The following is a 23,622-nucleotide window of genomic DNA, read 5'->3' on the forward strand; positions in this document are numbered from 1 at the left end:
ATCCTTTGAAAAAGCGGGATGGCAAGTTATTCAATATCACGTATGGCTTGTTCGAAAATATCAACTGACGCATTTTGCATCTTCTGCGTTAAGTGTGAGTAGGTATCAATCGTGATAGCAGACCTACTGTGACCAAGACGCGCTTGGATGTCTTTCACCTTTGCGCCGTTCTCCATGAGCATCGTGGCATGAATGTGGGGTAGCGAATGGAAGTTGAATTCAATTCCAAGTTTTTCTTGCATTTTTTGTGTATTATATTTAATAACAGACGGCGTGACGATGCTTCCACATTCCTTCACGCATACATGATTTGATTCAGTATAGTGAGCACCGTATTTTAGCTTATTCTTTATAAGCCAAATGCGGTGCTTTTTTAATATATACACTAAGGTTTGACCAATATGAATTTCTCTTTCTGAGGAAGCAGCCTTTGTTGGATCTAAAACCCAAACACCTTCTTTGTTAATCATTGCCTGTTCAATCCTTAGCGTACCTCTATCAGAATTTTTTTGGGGATTTCACAACTGGAAAATTAGTTTCTTCGCGATTGAAAATATGGACATCATGAGTGATATACGCTATTTAGAAGGCGGCAAAGGAATAATGGAAGGAAGTTCCTTGAAGAGAAAGACATCACTACTTAAACGATGACTGAGGACGACAATGGTAAGTAGATCCTCGTGAACAATGATACTGATGAAGTACAAAAGCAAGAAAACCACGGCCGAAATACTTAAAAGTCGTGAAATAAAAAACTCACTTTCTAAGCTGTAACTTAGAAAGTGAGCAAAAAGTGGGGGTAACCCAATACTATATGTCACCACTATATCCTAAATGACTGGATTTTAGTAGTGGGTGCTGTTTCCATAGAAAAGTAGTACCCCGTAACAAATGGTATTAACTCCTGGACTGTTGACTTATAAAGGGAAGGTACTGCTAATTCCTTACAGGGAAGGGAAACGAAATTTGGTAATCAGCTCAAAACTCAACAGTCGTCTCCTCCGTTGTTTAAGAAACATGCGCCAACAATAATCAAAAGAATAAACAGAACAATTAGTAAGGCGAATCCTGAACCGAACCCTGAACGATTTTCAGGTCCGCAACCGTATCCGTAACCTGCATAACCCATAAAGTACACCTCCTAAAACGAATTAATTCATTCTATGCCGGTAATTATCGATTGTCTGGTTCATTTGTTTAGTAAAAAAATATTCTTTATTCGCTGTAGGCACGATGAGCGAGTGTGAGAGAGAGCGCGCATGTGTACCTACAGCTCTTAAATAGTATATTCAAATATATTAAGAATGCTGGGGATTCAACTCAGAAAGAAATAAAAATAGTAGGACCAAAATAAGTGCCACTCACTGCAGGATAACGAGATTCATGTACCAACGGAAGAGTGAATCCATATGCCATCCATTCCAAAAAGAAAACAGCGCAGACAATAATCAGCTTCATTGCGGCAAGCTCTTCTGAACTCACTAGCTGAACTTGAGTCATTGAAAAAAGAGTTATGTGAAAAGTGTAAGGGTGTCGGAAGTAATAATAAAAGCACGCTCTATATATGCGGCTGCGGGGCGGTTGATTACACGTGTGAAATCGGTCAGGAGTTATTGAATTCAATAATTGAATGTTCTGAAGCAGAAGTGGAAAAAGTGAAAAAGGTGGCGAGGAAAGACCCTGCTGAAATTACTGAAGAAGCGGTAAACGAAATGAGGGAAGCGGTATGAAGTATGCAGCGATTGCGAAGGAGATAGGTGTGATTTTGCAGCCACTCACTAATTGTCGTCAAAACTGGGATTTGCAAAAGTAAGGGAGCAGCACCAGGAGTGGAATCATCATTCCAAAATCTCGTTTTTATCCGGTCTTGTATCCCATTTGTGGTTTAGCAATCTCCACAAATTACGAAAAAGGAATGTCAGGTAAAATAGCTAGAGAAGGTGCTTTAAAAGATCATGTATACGACGTAGCGCCATCTATGACTCGCAATGACACAATTGTAGGCTTTTCACGTATCCATTGATGACAAGCAAGCTGTACAAGCCATTCCTTTTACACGTAGTATTTATCATGCAAGGGATGGTAAGGGCAAAGTCAATCGAGCATCCATCAGAATTGAAATATATTACAGCGAAAGTGGTGAACAGAAGTATTTAGCTGCAGAAGAAAATACTGTTGAATACGTCGCTCAAGTCTTGAAGCTATACGGATGGGGAATTGATCGTGTGAAATGGCATCGTGATTGGAGTGGCAAGAAATACCTACATAGGATCAACGGCGAGTAAGGTACTCAGACTGTTGAAGCCGTATTGCTAAGTTGTTGACCGAACTTAATAACCCGAAACCGCCGAATTTATTGAAAAATAGCAACGAAAAGTCTGAAGTAGTAGAAATAGAGGGGATATTAACTTCTATAAATATTCCTAATAATAAATTCGGATCAACTTCCGATGAACATAGGAAAATAATTAATAATTATTTGGAAGAAGAACATTCGACAAAAAATAAGTTGATATCTTTTACCCAGAAAAAAGCATCTCTCGCGAGGGGCTTTTTTGTTTGTCGAATTAAAGAGGTATTCGTATGGATAAGGACGAATATAGAACGTTGTTCTGTTCTTGTTCAACAAGTACAATTGGATTCTGGGAGGTAAATAATATTTACTTAGGAGGAAAAATGAATAAAACACTAATCCAATTCGAAAAAACCATTGATGACATTTCGAAATTAAAAGATATACAAGAATCCCAGCTACTTGAACCTATTAGTAAGAAAAAATGGTCGATTAGAGAAATTGTAGGGCATTTATATTATTGGGATAAGTATAATTTGGAAATAATGGTTCCGAAAATGAAAAATGGAGCAACCTTGCCGGAATATCCAAGCCATGACCAACACAATGCGGAAGCAATATCATTTCTAAGTGGCCAATCAGTAAAATCTATTATAAGTGCTTTCGTTGTAACACGAAAAGAACTTATCGAAAGTATCTCAAAAGAAGAGGGTAATGTTAGATTTACAATTGGAAAAGGCAAACGACAGTTCACAGTAGAATGTTTTATAAAAATTTTTTTAAAACATGATATTCACCACGTACAACAAATAAATGAAAAATTAAATAATTAGACTGTTTCCTAATCTAAACCTTGTTGCACCAAAGGGTGATTTAGTCGGACAACGGGGGATCGTCCATTGACGGTCTTTTTATTTGTCCAGTTGTCTGTGGAAGAGTTAAATAAGAACTGCCCGGAGATTTGATTATGGATAGGTCGCTTTTTTGTATGTCGAAATAGAGAGGTATTCATATTTATAAGATTGAATAGGGAACAAAGCTCAGTTCTTCTTTAATTGACGGGGCAGTTAATTCAATAAATGTTATATTTAATAGTGATGGTTAATTATTCGAAAGGAGAATTAATTATGATACATATTATAAAAGCCAAACCTAATCATGTTGAGGGAATATCAAAAGTTTGTAGTGATGGTTATTGGGCGACATACAGCGAAACACATTCTGAAATGTACATCAAAGGAATAATTAAAGAGTTTTATAATCATGAAAGAATACTAAAAGAGGTTTTAGAAACCAGTAAGGAATGGGGAGGATATTTTGTTGCAATAGAAGGGAGTGAAGTGATTGGGGCTGGTGGAGGGGGTATGATTGAGGATACCTCTGGAGAAGTTTTTGTATTGTATCTAAATCCTGCTAGACGTAACGAAGGTATTGGCACAATGATATTAGATGCTATTACCAAACAACAAAAAGAAGAGCTTAATGCAACGGAACAATGGGTTTCCGTTGCGAAGGAAAATCAAAAAGGAATACCTTTCTATGAGGCAAAAGGATTTATTTTTAATCATGAATTTGATGGACATGGAATTGTTGATGGAGAAAGATATACTTCATTGAGGTATTTTCGAAATATTTAATGTTTTTTTAAAAACAAACTTCTTTTTCTTATTTAATTAAAGGGAGAATTAGGGGATGACGACTTTCGTGAACCGGAGTTGTATAAACCTGTTGTGTATTGCGTATACAAACCCGTTCAACGATCAAATAGATGGTTTTAGGGTTTGATCTCATGTAGCCAAACCTTCTCCTCCTTCACCAAACTTGCCCGTTGGTTGAAGGAGGAAAGTGTACTTTTATATAAAAGTACAATACTTTGTATGGTTAAGTAGAGATATTAAGTAGGAGGAATCTTAGTGAAAAAAACAGCTGTTTTATTGTATCCACAGTTCAGTGAGTATGAACTAACTGTAGCCTTATCTATATTAATGCAAGGGAAAAAACAAGTTATTACGGTTGGATTAAACAAACAACCTATAAAAGGTGAGTCAGGGTTATCTTGTGTAGCTGACGCTACTGTTGATGAAATTAATTTCGAAGAAATAGATAGCCTCTTATTACCAGGTTGTATGGATATTATGTCGCTATATGAAGAAGAAAGAATAGTTGATTTCATTAAACAAGTAGTTACTAAAGAAACGGTGATTGCAAGTATATCTAGCTCTCCATTCTTATTAGCAAAAGCGGGTGTTTTAGGAGATAAAAAATATACTGTAGGGATTATAAAAGAAAATATGGAAAAATCCGGTGTCTTTAACCTGGAGAATTATTCAGAACAGATTGTAGTACAGGATGGTAACATAATTACAGCTAGAGGAAGAGGATTTGTTAGATTTGGAGAATATTTAGGGAAAGCGTTAAACCTGGAATTTGATAAAAGATGGTATTCGGAATAATGTAATAAAATTGAAATTAATGAAAAAATATCACTATAGCACTAGTTTTAAGTGAAGTTGTTCCATTTGACACACAATTAGGATTTGGGATTTTAATGCTTTATAGGATTATACCGCCATCGTTGAAATCAGCTTTTAACTTGGATAGTGATAATTGGATTACGCAACATCAGGCCGAGTCAAGTAAGTCTAGGGCATTAGGAGCAATAAATGAGCTGTGCTCTGAAAACGGAATCACTAAAGATGAAGTTAATAATTTTAGAATCGTTTAAATAAATTTATCTAAAAAAGCAGCTCTCACGAGGTGTTTTTTATTTACTTGCAATACGAACGTATATTCTGTATCGTGGGTAAAAAGGAGATGAAGGTTGCATGCCGATTGCGAAGGACAGAGTAGAAGTTGACTAGGATCTGATTAGAGAGTACTTGAATGGAAAAATGGACGAGGCTAATCGCGAGGTTTTGGGATATCAATGAAATGTCAAAACGGTTGTGTATGGGCAGAACATTCCTAGAAGAAGAATTTCTACACGATCCACGAATGAAATTTCTACAACGTCAAAAGGAAAGCGATTATGGTTCTACGAGCCATCGTTGAAAGTAATTAAGTTCAATACAAACAAGCAATGGACTTTATCTTCTGAAAATATATATAGAATTGGAGAGATTTTATTTTGACATATTTTGAAACAGCTGCAGAGTCACGTAAAGTATTCGATGAACAATTTGAAAAAGGCTTTTCACCGTTGCAGGCTCGTCATGAACAAGCTGGTATTTTTAAATCACGTTTAAACGAAACTGGATTTTTTGCTTTGACCCTACAACGTATCGGTCATCAATTAATTTTCCTAACAGCTTTATACGAAAAAACTACTGATAAGGGAACAAAATCCGGGGTCCTTCAAGAGATTGAAGCCATTATTAATGGTGAAACTGTCTCTGGTGTAGGATCACATGTTGGGACTAAGTCTTATACTTTCATTACTCTAGCCCCTACTATCACTGGCTATACTAAAAACACAAGCGGTGTTACGGGTTCGAAAGAAATAGTCAATGGAGTATCTACAAGCAATAAGTACTTTTCAACTCCGACGGTTTCAGATGGTATTATTGAACCGACGTTAGATAACTACTCAAAAGATCTTGGCTATATTGATGGTGGATTTGAAACAGATCCGGGATTTGGTCTTATTTTAGTGGGATATACGAACATCTTAGCTAATTTAACTTTACTATCATCCCTAGACCCTACAGTCCGAACTCATGTAGAAGAAGGGGCAAAAATTATGTTCCAAAAGCTCGCAATTTATTATGCTCAAAACCCTAAATTTACCGAGAAAAATCAAGCTACTTCTGACTTTGATTTTACACATACAACTATCGCTCGTTTAGCAGAGAACTACGGTTCTTCTGACTTACAAATCTTCGATATTGGTATTGCTACAGATCTTTCTACAACTGATGGTTTCAAAGCAGCAACTGGTGTACTAAACACAATCTACACGCACATTGCTTCATTGGCTTATTATTTAGCAGTTGGACTAGGAAAATCAAAGTCACAACTCAAGACTATTGAAACATCTGAACTGTTAAGTGGAATTTCTACAAACTCACCATTGCGTACTGGTCAATTAAATCAATACTTCGAACAATTCCCTGACTACCTTAACAAAATCGGAAATCCAACAACTTTCAGCTCGATCATCGGTCTTGCTCTTGGGGTTGGTGGTGTAAGTCAAACGTTCGCTCTTATTTCTTCTCAAATATCTGAGGCTCGTCTTACTGAACTTGGTGTATCTTCTGTTTCTCAGTTGAACGCTTCAAGTACTACCGATGGGAATACTTATTACTCTCAAGATCATATGAGAGGCTACTTAGGCTCAAATGGTTACGATTCATACGTGTCTATGGCATTAGTATGGCTGTCACATGCATCTGGAACCGAAACTGTAACTGATCGATATGCTACTGCACCTCAATTAAGTGGGACTGCTTTCGCAGTTGCCAAACAGCTTGGTCATGAGTACCGTCGAAAGCTAAGTAACACAACACTTAACAATCCTATCGCAATGCATCATGCATCTAAGTCTGATGATGGTTTAGCATTAACAGCTTATCTTGGTCAGTTCCAAAACTACATTAAGAATGCAAGTGCAACAGAAACTAATGGACTTTATCCAACATTCGTTGATTTTGTCGATAGAGTTAATTTAGATAATCCAGAGCCAACTGGTTTCTTATACTCATTTGCATCTAATGGTGATGCTGATTTATTCAAAGAAATCAATGATCGTGTAATTGCAACTGGTGAATTCAACAACTTACATAACACACCTGCTAATATTTCTGCAGTTCGAGGTTATATCCGGATTTCTCCTAAAACTTCTCATCGAGGTATTCATGGTTTAGCTGGATTACTAGAAAGAGGACTCACATCAAATTGCTAAGAGTGTTTATTGCGGATACCTTATTTGACACAGGCTATTGAATGGAAAGGTGGTCCGCTAAGCTGAGTGATATTAATGAGGTAGGGAAATCCTTGAAAGATACAAAACCTAGCTGGTTTGATATTGAGTAATAAATGGGACCTTTATGAGAATGAAAGAATTGCAGATTAGTTCCCAAGGGGTACTGAATATTGATACAACGGAACTATCGGAATTGTAATCAGTGGCAGTAAGGCCGAGGTGGCAGAGAATCCTCCACATGCTAATAAGGCGCATAAAGAGAAAGGTGACTCAGTGTTAATTGGGATGAGGGGGGATTTTGAAAGATGATGTATACCAATCTGCAATTTAGTACAGATTCTTGCAACTGAGGAGGAAAAGACTGTAGAAATTAATCAAACGAGATGATTGAAAAGGTCTTCCTGATGATTATGCATGCTAGTTAGACAAGAAGAGTACCAGGGCAAGAGGTAAGTCAAAAGAACAGATGGTTGGTAAGGAAGGGGCTGAATTGATAGGGACTAATCAACAGACGTACAAGCTTGGTAATTCGTAGACGATAATTAGGGGAGGATTTATGACTGAAAAGCAGATTGAGCAGTTGTAGTTCCATACATCCCATTTAGCTGATTCCGCCGCTATTAATTTACTACAGTAGTTTTTTTCTCTCTCTTCTATATCTGCGGGCTTAGTCGGAGTATCGGATAGGTTGACTACTACGAACATTACTACAAATGCGATACCTAAAAAATTCAACTGCTTTTTGCGCAGCACCTTGTCCTTTTTTACTATGGCAATAATAGTTTGTATGAAAAAGTAAAAAAATGCAAACACCGATAATAAAGTGATGAGTGAAAGTATACTATCCAAATAGACTACTCCTCCTATTTGATAGTAGTTTCATAGTACGATAAAGTCTGTTAATTAACTATATATGATGCGAAAGCCATCAACTTAATTAAGTAGATGTTAATTTGCTCATTTTTAAAGAATGTTGCGATGTATCTGTACTAATAAAAATTGTATAATAAAAGTAAAGATGGCGATATGTGTACCCCATAATCATTATATTTAACTATAGGTCGCCGGAGTGGGAGGTAAACAAGTGGTTATTTTAAAATCAATGAATCAACAGGAATTTCAGCAGTATATTAGTAGTGCAATTGATGACTATGCAAAAGACAAGGTCGCTTCTGGAAATTGGAAGGAAGATGAGGCGATTGATTTATCTAAGCAGTCATTTGATGATCTATTGACAAAAGATGAGGAATCCGAATTTAATTACTTATTCTCTATCTTTAACGCCGAACAGATTGTTGGAATGATTTGGATCGCACAAAAATCACCTACAAATAAGGATGAAGGTTTTATTTATGATTTCAATATTTTTGAGCAATATCAAGGATTGGGATACGGTAAGGAAGCAATGCGAGAACTTGAATGTATTGCAAAGGATTTAGGAATGAAAAAGATTGGACTTCATGTTTTTGGTCATAACAAAACTGCGCGAGGATTATACGAAAAGTTGGGCTACGAAATTACAAATATAACGATGGAAAAGTTAATTTAAAGTTGTTATATAGCGTATAAAGTGACCTCCATAGTCATTCAAAGAAAAAGAGATCCATCCACAGATTCAATAGTGGATGGGTCTCTTTTTTATGAGTCAAGACACAGTCACCTTCTTAGTGGTATTCACATAGTTCACTTTTCTCTAACGAAATAAACAAGAGTTGGAAAAAAAAAAATTCGTTTGCACCAGATGGTTCGTCCAATCATTACGCGTACTCGTCCATATAATACGTAGAAGGCTGGCCAGCTTTAAAGAATAACAAAGGGGGGATAGAAAATGTGTTTTGAAAATCAAAATCGAAATCGAAATCGGCGGGTAGAGTTGATTTGTGAATGTCGTGAAGTAAGGTCTGATCGTGATAATAAACATCATTGTGACCGTAATCGTGACCGTGACCGCGACGATAGGTTGAAATGTCACTGTAAAGAATCTCGTCGCAAACGTTGTAACTTTGGTTGGTAAACGTAGTAGAGATTAAAAAATGAAATAAAGAAAATCCTGATGCGAACAAGAATTTTCAAGCAAAAGGTGACCATTCCATACGGAACGGTCACCTTTTGCGTTTGTTTTTTACTAAAGAAATACACTTTATGCAATTTATAACGTTATATGCTTTGGCTTCTTCCAAAATAGTGCAATAATCGTACCGATTGCTAATACGATTGCGGCAAAATAGTATGGGTAGTTTAAGTCGATGTCAAATAACACACCTCCGATGATCGGGCCAAAGATATTGCCAATACTGGTGAAGGTTGAGTTCATACCGCCAATAAAGCCTTGTTCATTGCCCGCAATTTTAGATAAATAGGATGTAATAGCTGGGCGTATTAAATCGAATCCAACAAACAGGAAGAATGTTGTCAGTAATATTGTGAAGTACGAGCTCACGAAGGTCATCAATAGGACGAGAATCGCTGATACAGCTAAGCTGTAGCGAATAAGATTAATTTCGCCAATGCTTTTTGATAAGCGATCGAAGAGCAATAGTTGCGCAAGAGCACCGACAATTCCGCTACCCGTGATGACGATGGCGATATCTTTTGGCGTGAAGCCGAATTTATGGTCGACGAATAAGCTGAAAAATGATTCAAACGCTGCAAGGCCAAACGACAAAACGAAAATTAAAATGAAAGCAATAGCGTACATTGGGATGAAGAGCCGACGAAACCCTGTTTTTTGTCCTGGGATAGGCGCATCTTCAGCCACGCGTTCGGGTTCTGTTAATAGAATAAGTGAAAGAATCGCAGCAACCGCTCCGAGTACACCGGCCGAATAGAATGGTACACGTGTACCAATTTCAGCTAAAAATCCACCAATCCCAGGTCCGATAATAAAGCCAGTGCTAATAGCAGCGGACATATAGCCAATTGCCTTTGGTCTTGTGGCGTTCGTTGTAATATCTGCGATAAAGGCTGTTACAGCAGGCATAATGAATGCCGCACTGACCCCGCCGAGCATGCGCGAGATAAATAATACCTCAACCGATTTACCAAACCCGAATAAAAACTCCGAGAAACCAAATACAAACAGGCCGAGCACGATCATAATTTTGCGACCGTATTTGTCAGCCCATCGCCCGGCAAACGGTGAGACGATAAGTTGTGTAATCGCAAATGCCGCCATCATGTAGCCAACGACCGTACCGTTAATGTTTAGCTCATTCATGATCGTAGGAAGAACGGGAATAACGAGCCCGATACCAAGAAAGGCGATAAATAAATTCAGTAATAAGATAGCTAATGTGACTTTTTGATTTTTCATAAACAAAACTCCTCTACATTTAAGTTGCTATAAACCACTTCTTTCGATTGATTTTATAACGATTACAATTGGTATCTATATATGTTGAAGTGATGGGTAGTCGTGTACGGGATTTAAGCTTTGTGTGACACATCATAATGCTGTATGATACAAGTTAGTACATCCAATTAGCAAGAAGTATTTATTGCTATCTTGGAGATGGACAAGGATTAATAAATGAAGAAGGGGGCGACGAGCCCTCTTCTTTTCCATGTATAGACTCTAAGGCGTAGGAATTCGGGGTCATAAGCCCTGAACAAGGCGTTAACTAAAGGAAGGAAGTGACGGATATGAGGGGTATGTATATCCACATTCCGTTTTGCCACCAAATTTGTCATTACTGTGATTTTAATAAAGTGTTTTTCAAAAATCAGCCTGTCGATGAATATATCGAATCAATGGGTCAGGAACTGGCGATCATGCGGCAGGAAGGTATTTCATTCAAAGAAGTGGAAACGGTTTTCTTAGGAGGCGGCACACCAACTTCGCTGTCTGAAAAACAGCTTGAACGGTTGCTTGAGATCATCCATGAATATGTTGATGTCAGTTCATTGAAAGAGTTTTCGACGGAAGCAAATCCGGACGAGCTAACATTCGGCAAATTGATTGTCCTGAAAGATGGCGGCGTGGATCGATTGAGCATCGGTGTTCAGTCATTCGACGCAGACTTATTGACAAAAATCGGTAGGACGCACGGTCCAGACGACGCTGCACGTGTTGTAGGAGAAGCGAGAAAAGCCGGATTTGATAATATAAGTATCGACCTAATTTACGGGTTGCCGGGGCAAACAATCGCGCAATGGCAGGATACTCTTGATAAAGCACTTGCCCTCGATCTACCCCATTATTCAGGGTACTCGTTGATTGTCGAGCCAAAAACAGTCTTTTATAATTTGATGAATAAAGGCAAATTGCCACTCCCAGGCGAAGACATGGAAACGGAAATGTTCACGATGTTAATCGAACAGATGGAGCGTAAAGGACGCAAACGTTACGAAATTAGTAATTTTGCAATTCCAGGTCACGAATCAATCCATAATCTCATCTATTGGGAAAATGCTACGTACGCTGGTGTTGGTGCAGGCGCACATGGTTATGTAGATGGCACCCGATATTCCAATATCGGACCAATTGCGAAATATATGGAGAAAACAGCATTGGGCGAACGACCCGTCCAACAGACACATGTAGTTACTGCAATCGAAGCAATGGAGGAGGAAATGTTTCTTGGCCTACGCAAATCAAATGGTGTATCCATCTCTTTATTCCAAGAGAAGTTCGGACGGTCACTTGAAGAGGTTTACGGGGAAACGTTACACTCGCTTATTAAAGATGGACTTGTCGAGCGATTGGATGATGCGGTTAAGTTAACGCACCGTGGTGTTTATAGAGGAAACGATGTATTTCAGCAATTTCTTAAATAATCCAGAGTCAATTCGTTGACACTTCGATCTGCATTTGTTAAATTATCAGTAGTATTAGCACTCGCAGTTATAGAGTGCTAACAGGAGTGATGACTATGTTGACGAACAGACAATTGCTTATATTGCAACTGACGGTTGACGATTTCATCGAATCCGCACAACCTGTCGGATCGAGGCAGCTATCCAAAAAGCCGGAAGCACCATTTAGTCCTGCGACAATACGGAACGAAATGGCTGACCTAGAAGAAATGGGTTATCTTGAAAAGACCCACACTTCATCCGGCAGAATACCATCTGAAAAAGGGTACAGGTTTTATGTAGATAATCTATTAACAAAAGAAAAGTTGAACACGGAAGACAGTATTCACCTGCGTTCGGTTTTTCGGGAAAAAATTGTGGAGACTGAAGAGTTAATACGAAAGTCAGCGACAATTTTGTCTGATTTGACGAATTACACGTCGATTCTCCTCGGCCCCGATACATCGCTACATGCAGTGAAGCGTTTTTCAATCGTTCCACTAGATGAGAAGACAGCTGTCGCTATTATTGTCACGGACAATGGACGTGTTGAGAATAGACTCTTCAATGTACCGGAAGGCTTCACCGCGTCAGATATTGAGAAAATGGTAAACATTCTGAACGAGCGGCTCATTGGTACTCCGCTTGTCCATATTCAGAAGATACTTGCTCAGGAGACGCAAATGGTGCTGGAACGTCATATCCACCATGCAGGCGACTTGTTCGCTTCATTCCAACGGGCGATTTCAATCGAACCGGAAGAACGGCTGTTTTTTGGCGGCAAAATGAATATGATGAAGCAACCCGAATTCAATGATATTCACAAGATGAAAACATTTTTTGAATTAATGGACAAGGGCGCACCAGCAATGACGTTTTTTCAGGAAGGTATGACAGGAATTCATGTCCGCATCGGTTCTGAAAATAATCACAATGCGATGGAAGATTGTAGTGTGATTACAGCGACATATTCGGCCGGCGACAATATGACGGGTTCCATCGCTATCATCGGACCTAAACGGATGGATTATGCAAGAGTTATCACGATGCTTGATTTAATGAGCAGTGATTTGTCCAGAGAATTGGCGAGACTGACAATCGGCGGAACAGCAGGGAGGAACGACTAATGACAAATGTAAACGACGAATTTAAAGAGAACGAAGAAGTAGTAATGGAAACGCCCGATAATACAGACGACATCATCGAATCAGGTGAAGATACTGAGGAGATTGAAATCGTTGAAAACGGGGAAGAGACTATTGTGCAAGAACTTACTGAAAAGCTACAAGAAGAAGAGAATAAACGACTTCGACTTCTAGCAGATTATGAAAACTTCAAGAGACGGGCTACGCTTGATAAAGAAGCGCTACAGAAGTATCGTGCACAGAACGTCGTGACGAATCTAATACCAGTTCTTGATAACTTTGCACGGGCACTTACTGTGGAAGCGACAACTGAAGAGGCTCAAACGATGATGACGGGATTAGATATGATTTATCGTACTTTCCTTCAAGCCCTTGAAGATGAAGGTCTTGTTGAAATCCAAGCGCTGGATCAGGAGTTTGATCCGAATTTCCATCAAGCAATTATGACGGGTTCAGATGAAGACAAACCAGCAGGCATCGTACTTGAACAAATGCAAGCTGGTTATATGTTGAAAGATCGTGTATTAAGACCAGCAATGGTTAAAGTAAACGAATAAAAAATGTAGCATATATATAGGAGGAATTTGATTATGAGCAAAATTATCGGTATTGACTTAGGGACAACAAACTCAGTAGTAGCAATTTATGAAGGCGGAGAGCCTAAAGTTATTCCAAATCCGGAAGGTAACCGTACAACTCCATCAGTCGTTGCTTTCAAAAACGGCGAACGTCAAGTCGGAGAAGTAGCAAAACGTCAATCAATCACAAACCCAAACACAATCATGTCTGTAAAACGACATATGGGAACAGATTTCAAAGTGAAAGCAGAAGACACTGAATATACACCTCAAGAAGTTTCAGCAATGATTCTTCAGTATTTGAAGGGTTATGCAGAAGAGTATCTCGGAGAAAAAGTAACGAAAGCAGTTATTACAGTCCCTGCTTACTTCAGCGATGCACAGCGCCAAGCAACACAAGATGCTGGTAGAATTGCAGGCCTTGAAGTAGAACGTATCATCAACGAGCCAACAGCAGCTGCACTGGCATACGGCCTTGATAAAACGGACGAAGACGAAACTATTCTTGTTTATGACCTTGGTGGCGGTACGTTCGACGTATCAATCCTAGAACTTGGCGACGGTGTATTCCAAGTTAAATCGACGGCGGGCGATAACAAGCTTGGCGGAGACGATTTTGACGATGTTATCATCGACTTCCTTGTTCAAGAATTCAAAAAAGACAATGGCGTTGACTTATCGAAAGATAAAATGGCGATGCAACGTTTGAAAGATGCTGCTGAAAAAGCGAAAAAAGACCTTTCAGGCGTAACAACTTCACAAATCTCATTGCCTTTCATTACAGCAGGAGATGCAGGTCCACTTCACCTTGAAGTTTCACTTTCACGTGCGAAATTCGATGAATTGACTGCTCACCTTGTTGAACGTTCAATGGTACCAACTCGTCAGGCCATGAAAGATGCTGGTCTTACTGCATCTGAGATTGACAAAGTAATTCTTGTTGGTGGATCGACTCGTATTCCTTCAGTTCAAGAAGCAATTAAGAAAGAAACGGGTAAAGAGCCATATAAAGGTGTTAACCCGGATGAAGTAGTTGCACTTGGTGCAGCTGTTCAAGGATCAATCTTAAGCGGAGACGTTACAGACGTTGTACTTCTAGACGTAACACCTCTATCACTTGGTATTGAAACAATGGGTAACGTGTTCACTAAACTAATCGAACGTAATACGACAATCCCGACTAGCAAATCACAAGTATTCTCAACAGCGGCTGATAGCCAGCCAGCGGTTGATATTCACGTATTGCAAGGGGAGCGTCCAATGTCCGCGGACAACAAAACGCTTGGTCGTTTCCAATTGACGGATATTCCGCCAGCACCACGTGGCGTTCCACAAATCGAAGTAACATTCGATATTGATAAAAACGGTATTGTTACTGTTAAAGCGAAAGATCTTGGAACACAAAAAGAACATAATATTACAATTCAAGCAAGCTCAGGTCTAACTGACGAAGAAATCGAACGTATGGTGAAAGATGCTGAAGCAAATGCTGAAGCGGACCAAAAGCGTAAAGAAGAAGCGGACTTGAAAAATGAAGCGGACCAACTTGTATTCATGGCTGAAAAGACATTGAAAGATCTTGAAGGAAAAGTTTCAGAAGAAGAAGTGAAAAGTGTCGAAGAAGCAAAAGAAGAGTTGAAAACTGCGCTCGAAGCTGCTGACTTTGACGAAATTCGTACTAAAAAAGAAAAATTGGATGAAATTGTCCAACAGATGACTATGAAGTTGTATGAACAAGCTGCAGCTGAATCTGCTGAAGGCGCTGAAAACGCAGGCGAACCTAAAGACGACGATATAGTCGACGCAGATTTTGAAGATGTAATCGACGAGAAAAAGTAAATAAGAATGATCGTTGACGGAAAAGTCAAAGTCCGATATTCCGGCTTTGGCTTTTCCGATTTTTATTGTGCGTTCTATACTTCAGTACCTAGCTTCAGTCTAGTCTTTAATGGCAAAGAATGCCTTTAAATTCAAGCCTTCTAGCGCTTTTTTAGGCTGAACAGGCGCTTACGCTTTTCAGTTTTTAATGATACAATAGATGATATTCAAAGTATTTCGGGAGAGTGAAGTAATGAGTAAAAGAGATTATTATGACGTGCTTGGTATAACAAAATCGGCATCAAAAGATGAGATTAGGAAAGCGTATCGTTCGCTTTCGAAAAAATATCATCCCGACTTGAACAAAGCAGATGATGCAGTTGATAAGTTTAAAGAAGTGACCGAAGCATATGAAGTGCTGAGCGACGATTCGAAAAAAGCGAATTACGACCAATATGGACATACGGATCCGAATCAAGGATTTGGTGGTTTTGGTGGCGGAGGCGGCGGAGCTGATGGATTCGGCTTCGATGATATATTCAGTTCGTTTTTCGGTGGAAATACACGACGACGTGATCCAAATGCACCTAGAAAAGGCGACGATCTACAGTATTCGATGAACATTGATTTCATGGAAGCTGTTTTCGGTAAGGAAACGGAAGTTGAAATACCGAAAGAAGAAGACTGTGATACTTGTGATGGGTCAGGCGCTAAAAAAGGGACTAAACCTAAGACGTGTACACATTGTGGCGGTTCGGGTCAAATCAGCGTTACGCAAAACACGCCACTTGGCCAAATGGTTAATCGTCGAGCGTGTCAGCATTGTCAAGGAACTGGGAAAATAATTCCTGAGAAATGTTCGACTTGTCACGGAGCAGGTAAAGTGACGAAAAGGAAGAAAATTAAAGTAACGATTCCTGAGGGGGTCGATGATGGACAACAGCTTCGGGTATCTGGACAGGGAGAACCTGGTCATAAAGGTGGACCTGCGGGCGACTTATATATCGTATTCCGCGTCAGGGCTCATGAGAAATTTATCCGTGAAGACGACGACATCTATTTGGAACTCAACCTTTCCTTCCCGCAAGCTTCACTCGGTGATGAGATTGAAGTGCCAACTGTACAAGGCAATGTGAATTTGAAAATCCCAGCAGGCACGCAAACAGGAACACGATTCCGCCTAAAAGGTAAAGGTGTTAAAAACGTTCATGGCCGCGGTATTGGAGATCAGCATGTTGTTGTGAAAGTGTTGACGCCTAAAAAGATGACAGAAAAACAGAAAGAACTGATGCGTGAATTTGCGGCAATTAGCGGCGATTCGCTTGACGAGTATTCAAGTTCACTGTTCGATAAAATCAAACGTTCAATTAAAGGCGATTGAAAGGGATGAATTCATTTGAAGTGGTCGGAAATTTCTATTCATACGACGCATGAAGCAACTGAAGCAGTAGCGAATATTTTACACGAAGCAGGTGCAAGTGGAGTCGTTATCGAAGATTCAGCAGATCCAAGTCGAATCCACGAAGACCGGTTCGGTGAAATATGGGCACTCGACAAGAACGATTTCCCAGTAGATGGCGTTATCTTAAAAGCCTATTTACCAGTCACTACTTTTCTTATTGAAACGGTGAAAGATATCGACCAATCTATCAAAGGTTTATCGGAATTCGGAATAGACGCAGGGGAAAATGCCATTCAGACAAATGAAGTCGATGAAGAAGATTGGGCAACTGCCTGGAAAAAATACTATCATCCTGTCAAAATTTCTGGACGCTTTACAATTGTACCGACATGGGAAGAATATGAACCTGTTGAATCAGATGAATTGATTATTGAACTTGATCCTGGCATGGCGTTTGGAACGGGCACACATCCTACAACGGTAATGTGTTTACAAGCGCTTGAGAAATACGTCAAGCCGGGAGACACAGTTGTTGACGTGGGAACAGGTTCAGGCGTGTTATCTATCGGGGCAGCACTTCTAGGTGTTTCACGTGTCCACGCACTTGATTTGGACCAGGTTGCAGTTGTAGCTGCAAAAGAAAACATTGAGCTGAATCATGTTGAAGAAACAGTGGAAGTGAAGCACGGCAATCTTCTGGATTCTGTAAAAGAGCCGGCTGAAATCATCATCGCGAATATCCTTGCAGAAGTTATCATTTCCTTTTCGCAAGATGCGTATTCAATTTTACCGGAAAATGGCTTGTTTATTGTTTCGGGAATCATTGGACAAAAACGTGATCTAGTAAAAGACGACCTAATCAGCAAAGGATTTGAGATTGTCGAATCTGTACTTATGGAAGACTGGGTTGCTATCATCGCTCAAAAAAGGAGCGTGTAACGATTTGCAACGCTATTTTCTGCAATCTCCTTTTGATGAAGATGGAAATGCAATAATTACTGGTGATGACGCTAAACATATCGCGCGTGTTATGCGAATGACCGTTGATGATGACGTCATCGCTGTTACTAATGGCGAAGCCTTCGTCTCCCAAATTACAGAGCTTTTACCTGATGGCATCGTAATCCGTCGCAAAGGAGAACCTCTTCAGTCAAACGAAATGCCTGTTAAAGTAACGGTAGCTTGTGGTCTCCCGAAAGGTGACAAACTCGATTTAATCGTTCAAAAAGGAACGGAACTCGGCATGGCAGGGATTTTTCCGTTTCAAGCCGAGAGATCTATTGTAAAATGGGATGACAAAAAAGGTGACAAAAAAGTTGAACGGCTTCGCAAAATTGCCAAAGAAGCTGCTGAGCAATGTCATCGCACAGTTATCCCGGAAGTGCGAAATCCATTTTCTGTTAAGTGGTTAATCGCTGAATCAGAGAACTTTGATGTCCTTCTAGTTGCTGATGAAGAAGACGCGAAAAGTGGGGATCCACATAAAATTTCGGACCGTTTAAAAAGTGTATTACCTGGTCAAACAGTACTTGCTGTATTTGGTCCTGAAGGCGGATTGTCTAGGACAGAAGCCGAAACACTACGTTCGGCAGGTTTTTTACCGATAGCGTTAGGTCCGCGAATACTGCGGACGGAAACGGCTCCATTGTATTTATTGTCCGCAATGTCATACGAATTTGAATGAAAGTGGTGAGCAGTTGTGTCTTCGGTCGCATTCCATACGTTGGGCTGCAAAGTGAATCATTACGAAACCGAGGCAATCTGGCAACTTTTTAAAGAAGCCGGTTATGTCCGCGGGGATTTCGAAAAAAATTCTGATGTTTATGTCATTAATACATGTACAGTGACGAATACCGGTGATAAAAAAAGCCGGCAAGTCATCCGTCGTGCTGTTCGGAAAAATCCGGACGCTGTAATTTGCGTAACAGGTTGTTATGCACAAACGTCTCCTGCGGAAATTATGGCGATTCCGGGAGTAGATATCGTTGTTGGAACACAAGATCGGACAAAGCTCCTCGGACTCATTGATGAATTCCGTACGGAGCGTCAGCCAATCAATGCAGTCCGCAACATCATGAAAAACAGGATTTATGAAGAACTCGACGTACCTACATTTTCGGATCGTACACGTGCATCGCTCAAAATCCAAGAAGGGTGCAATAACTTCTGTACGTTCTGTATCATTCCTTGGGCGCGTGGACTAATGCGTTCACGTGATCCACAAGAAGTCATTCGACAAGCGCAACAGCTTGTTGATGCGGGTTACCTTGAAATTGTATCAACCGGTATACATACGGGCGGTTACGGTGAAGATTTGAAAGATTACAATCTTGCTCGTCTTCTTCGGGACCTTGAAACACAAGTCAAAGGACTGAAACGCCTTCGCATTAGTTCGATTGAAGCGAGTCAGCTGACGGATGAAGTAATTGATGTTCTTCGAGATTCAACAACTATCGTCCGCCACCTGCACATTCCGATTCAGTCCGGTTCAGACACGGTGCTTAAGCGTATGCGCCGGAAATATACAATGGCGTTTTTCGCAGAACGTCTAGACAGACTTCGTGAAGCGTTGCCGCACCTAGCAATCACTTCGGACGTCATCGTCGGTTTCCCAGGTGAGACAGAAGAAGAGTTCATGGAAACGTACAATTTTATTCGTGATCACAGATTTTCCGAACTTCACGTTTTTCCTTATTCAAAACGAACTGGTACTCCTGCCGCTAGAATGGAAGATCAGGTTCCGGAAGAAGTGAAAAACGAGCGTGTTCACCGTTTAATTGAATTGAATGATCAGCTAGCGAAACAATATGCATCTACTTTTGAAGATGAAGTACTTGAAGTCATCCCAGAAGAGAAGTATAAACTTGAACCGGAAAGTGGTCTGTATGAAGGCTATTCAGATAACTATTTGAAAGTTGTTTTCGCTGCCGATGAATCAATGGTAGGGAAAATTGTTCGTGTGAAAATTGCACAAGCAGGTTATCCATATAACGAAGGGCAATTTGTCCGCATTATGGAGGAAGAAATACAACTTGTTTAAGGTTTCCATAAAAGCTGTTCCTACTTTATTTTGAGTAGAAACAGCTTTTTTCGTGCAGAAATGAATTGTTCTTGATATGATGTGAGAAGTACGGACAACTCGAGGAGGTATTCATTTGAATACAAATTTTGCAACTTACATTGATCATACATTATTGAAAGCTGACGCAAAGAACAATGAAATCGTAACATTATGTGAAGAAGCTCGAAAATACACGTTTGCATCTGTTTGTGTAAACCCTACATGGGTGAAAACAGCAGCTGCTGCGCTAGAAGGATCACCTGTTAAAGTGTGTACAGTTATTGGTTTCCCTCTAGGAGCTTCAACTTCCGAAGTAAAAGCGTTTGAAACTAGGGACGCAATTACAAACGGTGCTAATGAAATTGATATGGTTATCAATATTGGCGCACTTCGTGGCGGTGATGATGAAACTGTGAAAAAAGAAATCGAAGCGGTAGTTAATGCTGCAAAAGGAAAAGCAATTGTTAAAGTCATCATTGAAACGTCCCTTTTAACGGATAAGGAAAAAAGGAAAGCATGTGAACTTTCTGTCCTTGCGGGTGCTGATTTCGTGAAAACATCGACAGGCTTTTCAACAGGCGGTGCGACTGAAGATGATGTGAAGTTAATGAGAGCTGTTGTCGGACCTGAAATGGGTGTTAAAGCTTCAGGTGGTGTCCGGAATTTAGAGGATATGAAGAAAATGATTGACGCAGGAGCTACAAGAATTGGTGCCAGTTCAGGCGTTCAGATTATGCAGGGTCTTGAATCACAATCTGATTATTAATTTAAAAGTTTTATATTGACCTATAGTTAAATCCGCGGTATAATTTATGAGTACATGGCACTTGGTCATGTTCTAGAAGTGTGTTTGGAGGGAGGGACAAGAGATATGTCGAAAACTGTTGTTCGTAAAAACGAATCGCTTGAAGATGCTCTTCGCCGCTTCAAACGTACTGTATCCAAAAGTGGAACAATACAAGAGGTAAGAAAGCGTGAGTTTTATGATAAGCCGAGTGAAAAACGTAAAAAGAAATCTGAAGCTGCAAGGAAACGTAAATTCTGATTTCCTGTGGTGATGAGTTCGACCTTGTTTTGAAATTAAAATTTGGTAAACCGGAAAATCCTTTATGGGTTTTCCGGTTTATTTGTATATGAGATAAAACAAAAAAATTAAGGGAAAGTGAAACTTCTGAGCATTTGGAACGTATATAGAGATATAATAGAATCTATAGAGAGAGGTGAAAAATACTATGCATAAAATGATAGGAAGGGTTCTCCTGTTCATTTTATTCGTATCTGTGTTAGCATTCCCACTCTTAGAAACGGGAGCTGCAGCTTCGAAAGTCTATAAAGTGCCAGTTGAGAACGTAGTTGAGAAAGGATTGTACGCATTTTTACAGCGGTCATTTACAGAAGCGGAGGCGGCGGGAGCAGAGGCGATCATCTTGGAGATTAATACACCGGGTGGATTTACTGATGCGGCCGACCAAATTGCCAGGCTGATAAATGAAAGTGATTTGCGGGTAATCGCTTACATTAATAGTAAAGCAATCTCTGCTGGTGCATTCATAGCGCTTTATGCCGATGAAATCTATATGTCACCTACAGCCACAATGGGCGCATCACAAGTAATTGATTCGGAGGGAAATGCGGCGGATGCTAAGGCTCATAGTTTATGGGTCGCGGAAATGAAAACGGCTGCTGAGTCGAAGAAAGACCGAGAACCGAAATATGCAGAAGCAATGGCAGAACCTGATATTGACTTACCCGCATATCGGGCTGGAGTTGGGAAACTGTTAACGCTTAAAGCGGATGAAGCAAAAGAAGTCGGTTACAGTCAAGGAACAGTTGGATCTTTCAATGAATTGCTAAAAGTAACAGGGCTTGAAAATGCAGAAATCATTTCAACAAATGAAACATTTACGGAAAGTATTGCTCGTTTCATCACCCATCCGGTCGTTGTACCGATTCTTTTATCAATTGCGGGACTTGGATTTGTGTTGGAAATGTACTCGCCAGGATTTGGTGTAGCCGGAACGATGGCTGCTAGTTCATTAGCTCTATTCTTTTACGGACATCTTGTTGCCGGGCTTGCGGGTTATGAAACGATTATCCTGTTTCTAATAGGGGTCGTTCTCATCGTAGCGGAATTCTTCTTGCCCCATGGTATAGCAGGTGTCATTGGAACGCTCGCAATTATAGGTAGTATCATTATGGCGGGCGGCAATCCGATGTATATGGCGATTTCTGTCCTTATCGCGGTTGCTATCGCTGTTATAGGGATGGTGATTATTATGAAATTTTTCGGTAAAAAACTGCACTTGCTCAACAAGGTTGTGCTAATGGATACAACTGATACGGAAAGTGGTTATGTTTCGAATGTGAACAGGGTTGAATTGCTTGGACGCATTGCAAAAACATCGACTGCACTTAGACCATCTGGTGCAATTGAGTTAGATGGAGAACGAATCGATGTTGTTTCTGAAGGAAGCTACATCGCTAAAGGAATACATGTTATCATTGTAAAGGTTGAAGGTTCCCGGATTGTAGTCAGGGAATCAGTAGAAAAGGGGGAAATTAAATAATGGCAGGACTCTTAGGTTCAGGAAGTTTAGTAATGGTCGTTGTAATAGCAGTTGTAGCAATCATCGTATTGTCAGCATTTTTCACACTCGTTCCTGTGGCGCTGTGGATTTCAGCAATGGCAGCAGGCGTTAGAGTAAGTATATTCACATTGATCGGTATGCGTCTTCGCCGGGTTATTCCGAGTCGAATTGTTAATCCGCTTATTAAAGCACATAAAGCTGGACTCGATGTTTCAATTAATCAGCTTGAAAGTCATTATCTTGCGGGAGGGAACGTTGACCGTGTTGTCAATGCTCTGATCGCTGCACACCGTGCGAACATCGAACTTACATTTGAACGTGCTGCTGCAATCGATCTTGCAGGACGTGACGTTCTAGAAGCGGTTCAAATGTCCGTTAACCCGAAAGTTATTGAAACACCATTCATCGCCGGTGTGGCAATGAACGGGATTGAAGTAAAAGCAAAAGCGCGTATTACAGTACGTGCAAACATCGACCGTCTTGTCGGTGGTGCAGGTGAAGAAACAATCGTTGCCCGTGTTGGTGAGGGTATTATCTCGACAATCGGTTCATCTATCGACCATGCAAAAGTATTGGAAAATCCTGATATGATTTCTCAAACTGTTCTAGCAAAAGGTCTTGACTCAGGTACTGCATTCGAAATTCTATCGATTGATATCGCAGACGTTGATATTGGTAAAAACATCGGTGCAGAACTTCAAACTGAACAAGCAATGGCTGATAAAAACATTGCACAGGCAAAAGCAGAAGAACGCCGTGCAATGGCAGTTGCAAACGAACAGGAAATGAAAGCGAAAGTTGAAGAAATGCGTGCGAAAGTTGTCAGTGCTGAAGCGGAAGTTCCGCTTGCTATGGCAGAAGCGCTACGTAAGGGCAATATTGGTGTCATGGATTATGTGAATTATAAAAATATCCAGGCAGATACAGGAATGCGTGACTCCATCAGTAACTTTGGCGGAGATAAGGAATCTACAGAAATTAAGAAGAACTAATACTTGAGGAGCCATTTCCTGGAAAGGGGA

Annotated in this window: 21 protein-coding genes; 18 read left to right on the forward strand and 3 right to left on the reverse strand. The window is 40.1% G+C overall.

What is annotated here, in order from left to right; genetic code table 11:
• Window positions 1-26: 26 nt before the first annotated feature.
• Both MKY15_RS16615 and MKY15_RS16620 read right to left on the reverse strand, forming a co-directional pair.
• Window positions 27-470 (reverse strand): tyrosine-type recombinase/integrase, encoded by a 444-nt coding sequence (locus MKY15_RS16615; RefSeq protein ID WP_067208327.1) that lies wholly within the window; start codon window positions 468-470, stop codon window positions 27-29.
• Between the two features lie 515 nt (window positions 471-985).
• Window positions 986-1,129, reverse strand: coding sequence for a YjcZ family sporulation protein (locus MKY15_RS16620; protein ID WP_082786542.1), 144 nt, complete (start codon window positions 1,127-1,129; stop codon window positions 986-988).
• Between the two features lie 1,454 nt (window positions 1,130-2,583).
• Between MKY15_RS16620 and MKY15_RS16625 the strand changes: the two genes are divergently transcribed.
• From MKY15_RS16625 to MKY15_RS16650, 6 genes are all read left to right on the forward strand, one after another.
• Window positions 2,584-3,126 (forward strand): DinB family protein, encoded by a 543-nt coding sequence (locus MKY15_RS16625; protein ID WP_342538051.1) that lies wholly within the window; start codon window positions 2,584-2,586, stop codon window positions 3,124-3,126.
• A gap of 294 nt (window positions 3,127-3,420) precedes the next feature.
• The gene (locus tag MKY15_RS16630) at window positions 3,421-3,930 is read left to right on the forward strand and encodes a GNAT family N-acetyltransferase (protein ID WP_342538052.1); all 510 of its coding nucleotides are present in this window, start codon (window positions 3,421-3,423) and stop codon (window positions 3,928-3,930) included.
• Window positions 3,931-4,206: 276 nt separating this feature from the next.
• Window positions 4,207-4,746, forward strand: a complete 540-nt coding sequence (locus MKY15_RS16635) for a DJ-1/PfpI family protein (RefSeq protein WP_067208332.1) — start codon at window positions 4,207-4,209, stop codon at window positions 4,744-4,746.
• Between the two features lie 430 nt (window positions 4,747-5,176).
• Window positions 5,177-5,344 carry a hypothetical protein gene (locus tag MKY15_RS16640; protein ID WP_342538053.1) on the forward strand — a complete coding sequence of 56 codons (168 nt, stop codon included), beginning with the start codon at window positions 5,177-5,179 and terminating at the stop codon, window positions 5,342-5,344.
• A 76-nt stretch (window positions 5,345-5,420) separates the two neighbouring features.
• Window positions 5,421-7,193 carry a hypothetical protein gene (locus MKY15_RS16645; protein WP_340741944.1) on the forward strand — a complete coding sequence of 591 codons (1,773 nt, stop codon included), beginning with the start codon at window positions 5,421-5,423 and terminating at the stop codon, window positions 7,191-7,193.
• A gap of 1,105 nt (window positions 7,194-8,298) precedes the next feature.
• Complete coding sequence (locus MKY15_RS16650; protein ID WP_342538054.1) at window positions 8,299-8,763, forward strand: GNAT family N-acetyltransferase; 465 nt, start codon at window positions 8,299-8,301, stop codon at window positions 8,761-8,763.
• Window positions 8,764-9,363: 600 nt separating this feature from the next.
• Here MKY15_RS16650 and norA read toward each other — a convergent pair.
• Window positions 9,364-10,527 carry a multidrug efflux MFS transporter NorA gene (gene norA, locus MKY15_RS16655; protein WP_338652656.1) on the reverse strand — a complete coding sequence of 388 codons (1,164 nt, stop codon included), beginning with the start codon at window positions 10,525-10,527 and terminating at the stop codon, window positions 9,364-9,366.
• Window positions 10,528-10,856: 329 nt separating this feature from the next.
• Here norA and hemW point away from each other — a divergent pair, with 329 nt between their 5' ends.
• From hemW to floA, 12 genes are all read left to right on the forward strand, one after another.
• A complete protein-coding gene (hemW, locus tag MKY15_RS16660; RefSeq protein ID WP_338652655.1) occupies window positions 10,857-11,990 on the forward strand; it encodes a radical SAM family heme chaperone HemW in 1,134 nt (377 codons plus the stop codon).
• Window positions 11,991-12,085: 95 nt separating this feature from the next.
• Window positions 12,086-13,135 carry a heat-inducible transcriptional repressor HrcA gene (hrcA, locus tag MKY15_RS16665; protein ID WP_067208344.1) on the forward strand — a complete coding sequence of 350 codons (1,050 nt, stop codon included), beginning with the start codon at window positions 12,086-12,088 and terminating at the stop codon, window positions 13,133-13,135.
• Window positions 13,135-13,710, forward strand: coding sequence for a nucleotide exchange factor GrpE (grpE, locus tag MKY15_RS16670; RefSeq protein ID WP_067208347.1), 576 nt, complete (start codon window positions 13,135-13,137; stop codon window positions 13,708-13,710). The genes hrcA and grpE overlap by 1 nt, the downstream gene beginning before the upstream one ends.
• A gap of 33 nt (window positions 13,711-13,743) precedes the next feature.
• Window positions 13,744-15,570: a molecular chaperone DnaK gene (dnaK, locus tag MKY15_RS16675; RefSeq protein ID WP_067208349.1), complete on the forward strand. Its 1,827-nt coding sequence runs from the start codon at window positions 13,744-13,746 to the stop codon at window positions 15,568-15,570.
• A gap of 232 nt (window positions 15,571-15,802) precedes the next feature.
• Window positions 15,803-16,930 (forward strand): molecular chaperone DnaJ, encoded by a 1,128-nt coding sequence (gene dnaJ, locus MKY15_RS16680; protein WP_338652654.1) that lies wholly within the window; start codon window positions 15,803-15,805, stop codon window positions 16,928-16,930.
• Window positions 16,931-16,945: 15 nt separating this feature from the next.
• The gene (prmA, locus tag MKY15_RS16685) at window positions 16,946-17,890 is read left to right on the forward strand and encodes a 50S ribosomal protein L11 methyltransferase (RefSeq protein WP_342538055.1); all 945 of its coding nucleotides are present in this window, start codon (window positions 16,946-16,948) and stop codon (window positions 17,888-17,890) included.
• A 4-nt stretch (window positions 17,891-17,894) separates the two neighbouring features.
• Window positions 17,895-18,635, forward strand: a complete 741-nt coding sequence (locus tag MKY15_RS16690) for a 16S rRNA (uracil(1498)-N(3))-methyltransferase (RefSeq protein ID WP_342538056.1) — start codon at window positions 17,895-17,897, stop codon at window positions 18,633-18,635.
• A gap of 15 nt (window positions 18,636-18,650) precedes the next feature.
• A complete protein-coding gene (mtaB, locus tag MKY15_RS16695) occupies window positions 18,651-19,991 on the forward strand; it encodes a tRNA (N(6)-L-threonylcarbamoyladenosine(37)-C(2))-methylthiotransferase MtaB (RefSeq protein ID WP_342538057.1) in 1,341 nt (446 codons plus the stop codon).
• A 115-nt stretch (window positions 19,992-20,106) separates the two neighbouring features.
• Window positions 20,107-20,778: a deoxyribose-phosphate aldolase gene (deoC, locus tag MKY15_RS16700; RefSeq protein ID WP_067208365.1), complete on the forward strand. Its 672-nt coding sequence runs from the start codon at window positions 20,107-20,109 to the stop codon at window positions 20,776-20,778.
• Between the two features lie 105 nt (window positions 20,779-20,883).
• The gene (gene rpsU / locus MKY15_RS16705) at window positions 20,884-21,057 is read left to right on the forward strand and encodes a 30S ribosomal protein S21 (protein WP_067208368.1); all 174 of its coding nucleotides are present in this window, start codon (window positions 20,884-20,886) and stop codon (window positions 21,055-21,057) included.
• A gap of 187 nt (window positions 21,058-21,244) precedes the next feature.
• On the forward strand, window positions 21,245-22,579 hold the full coding sequence (locus MKY15_RS16710) for a nodulation protein NfeD (RefSeq protein ID WP_342538058.1): 1,335 nt from the start codon (window positions 21,245-21,247) through the stop codon (window positions 22,577-22,579).
• On the forward strand, window positions 22,579-23,592 hold the full coding sequence (gene floA, locus MKY15_RS16715) for a flotillin-like protein FloA (RefSeq protein ID WP_067208372.1): 1,014 nt from the start codon (window positions 22,579-22,581) through the stop codon (window positions 23,590-23,592). Before MKY15_RS16710 ends, floA begins: the two co-directional genes overlap by 1 nt.
• Window positions 23,593-23,622 lie beyond the last annotated feature (30 nt).

This window comes from Sporosarcina sp. FSL K6-1540, assembly GCF_038620285.1.
Lineage (GTDB): Bacteria > Bacillota > Bacilli > Bacillales_A > Planococcaceae > Sporosarcina > Sporosarcina psychrophila.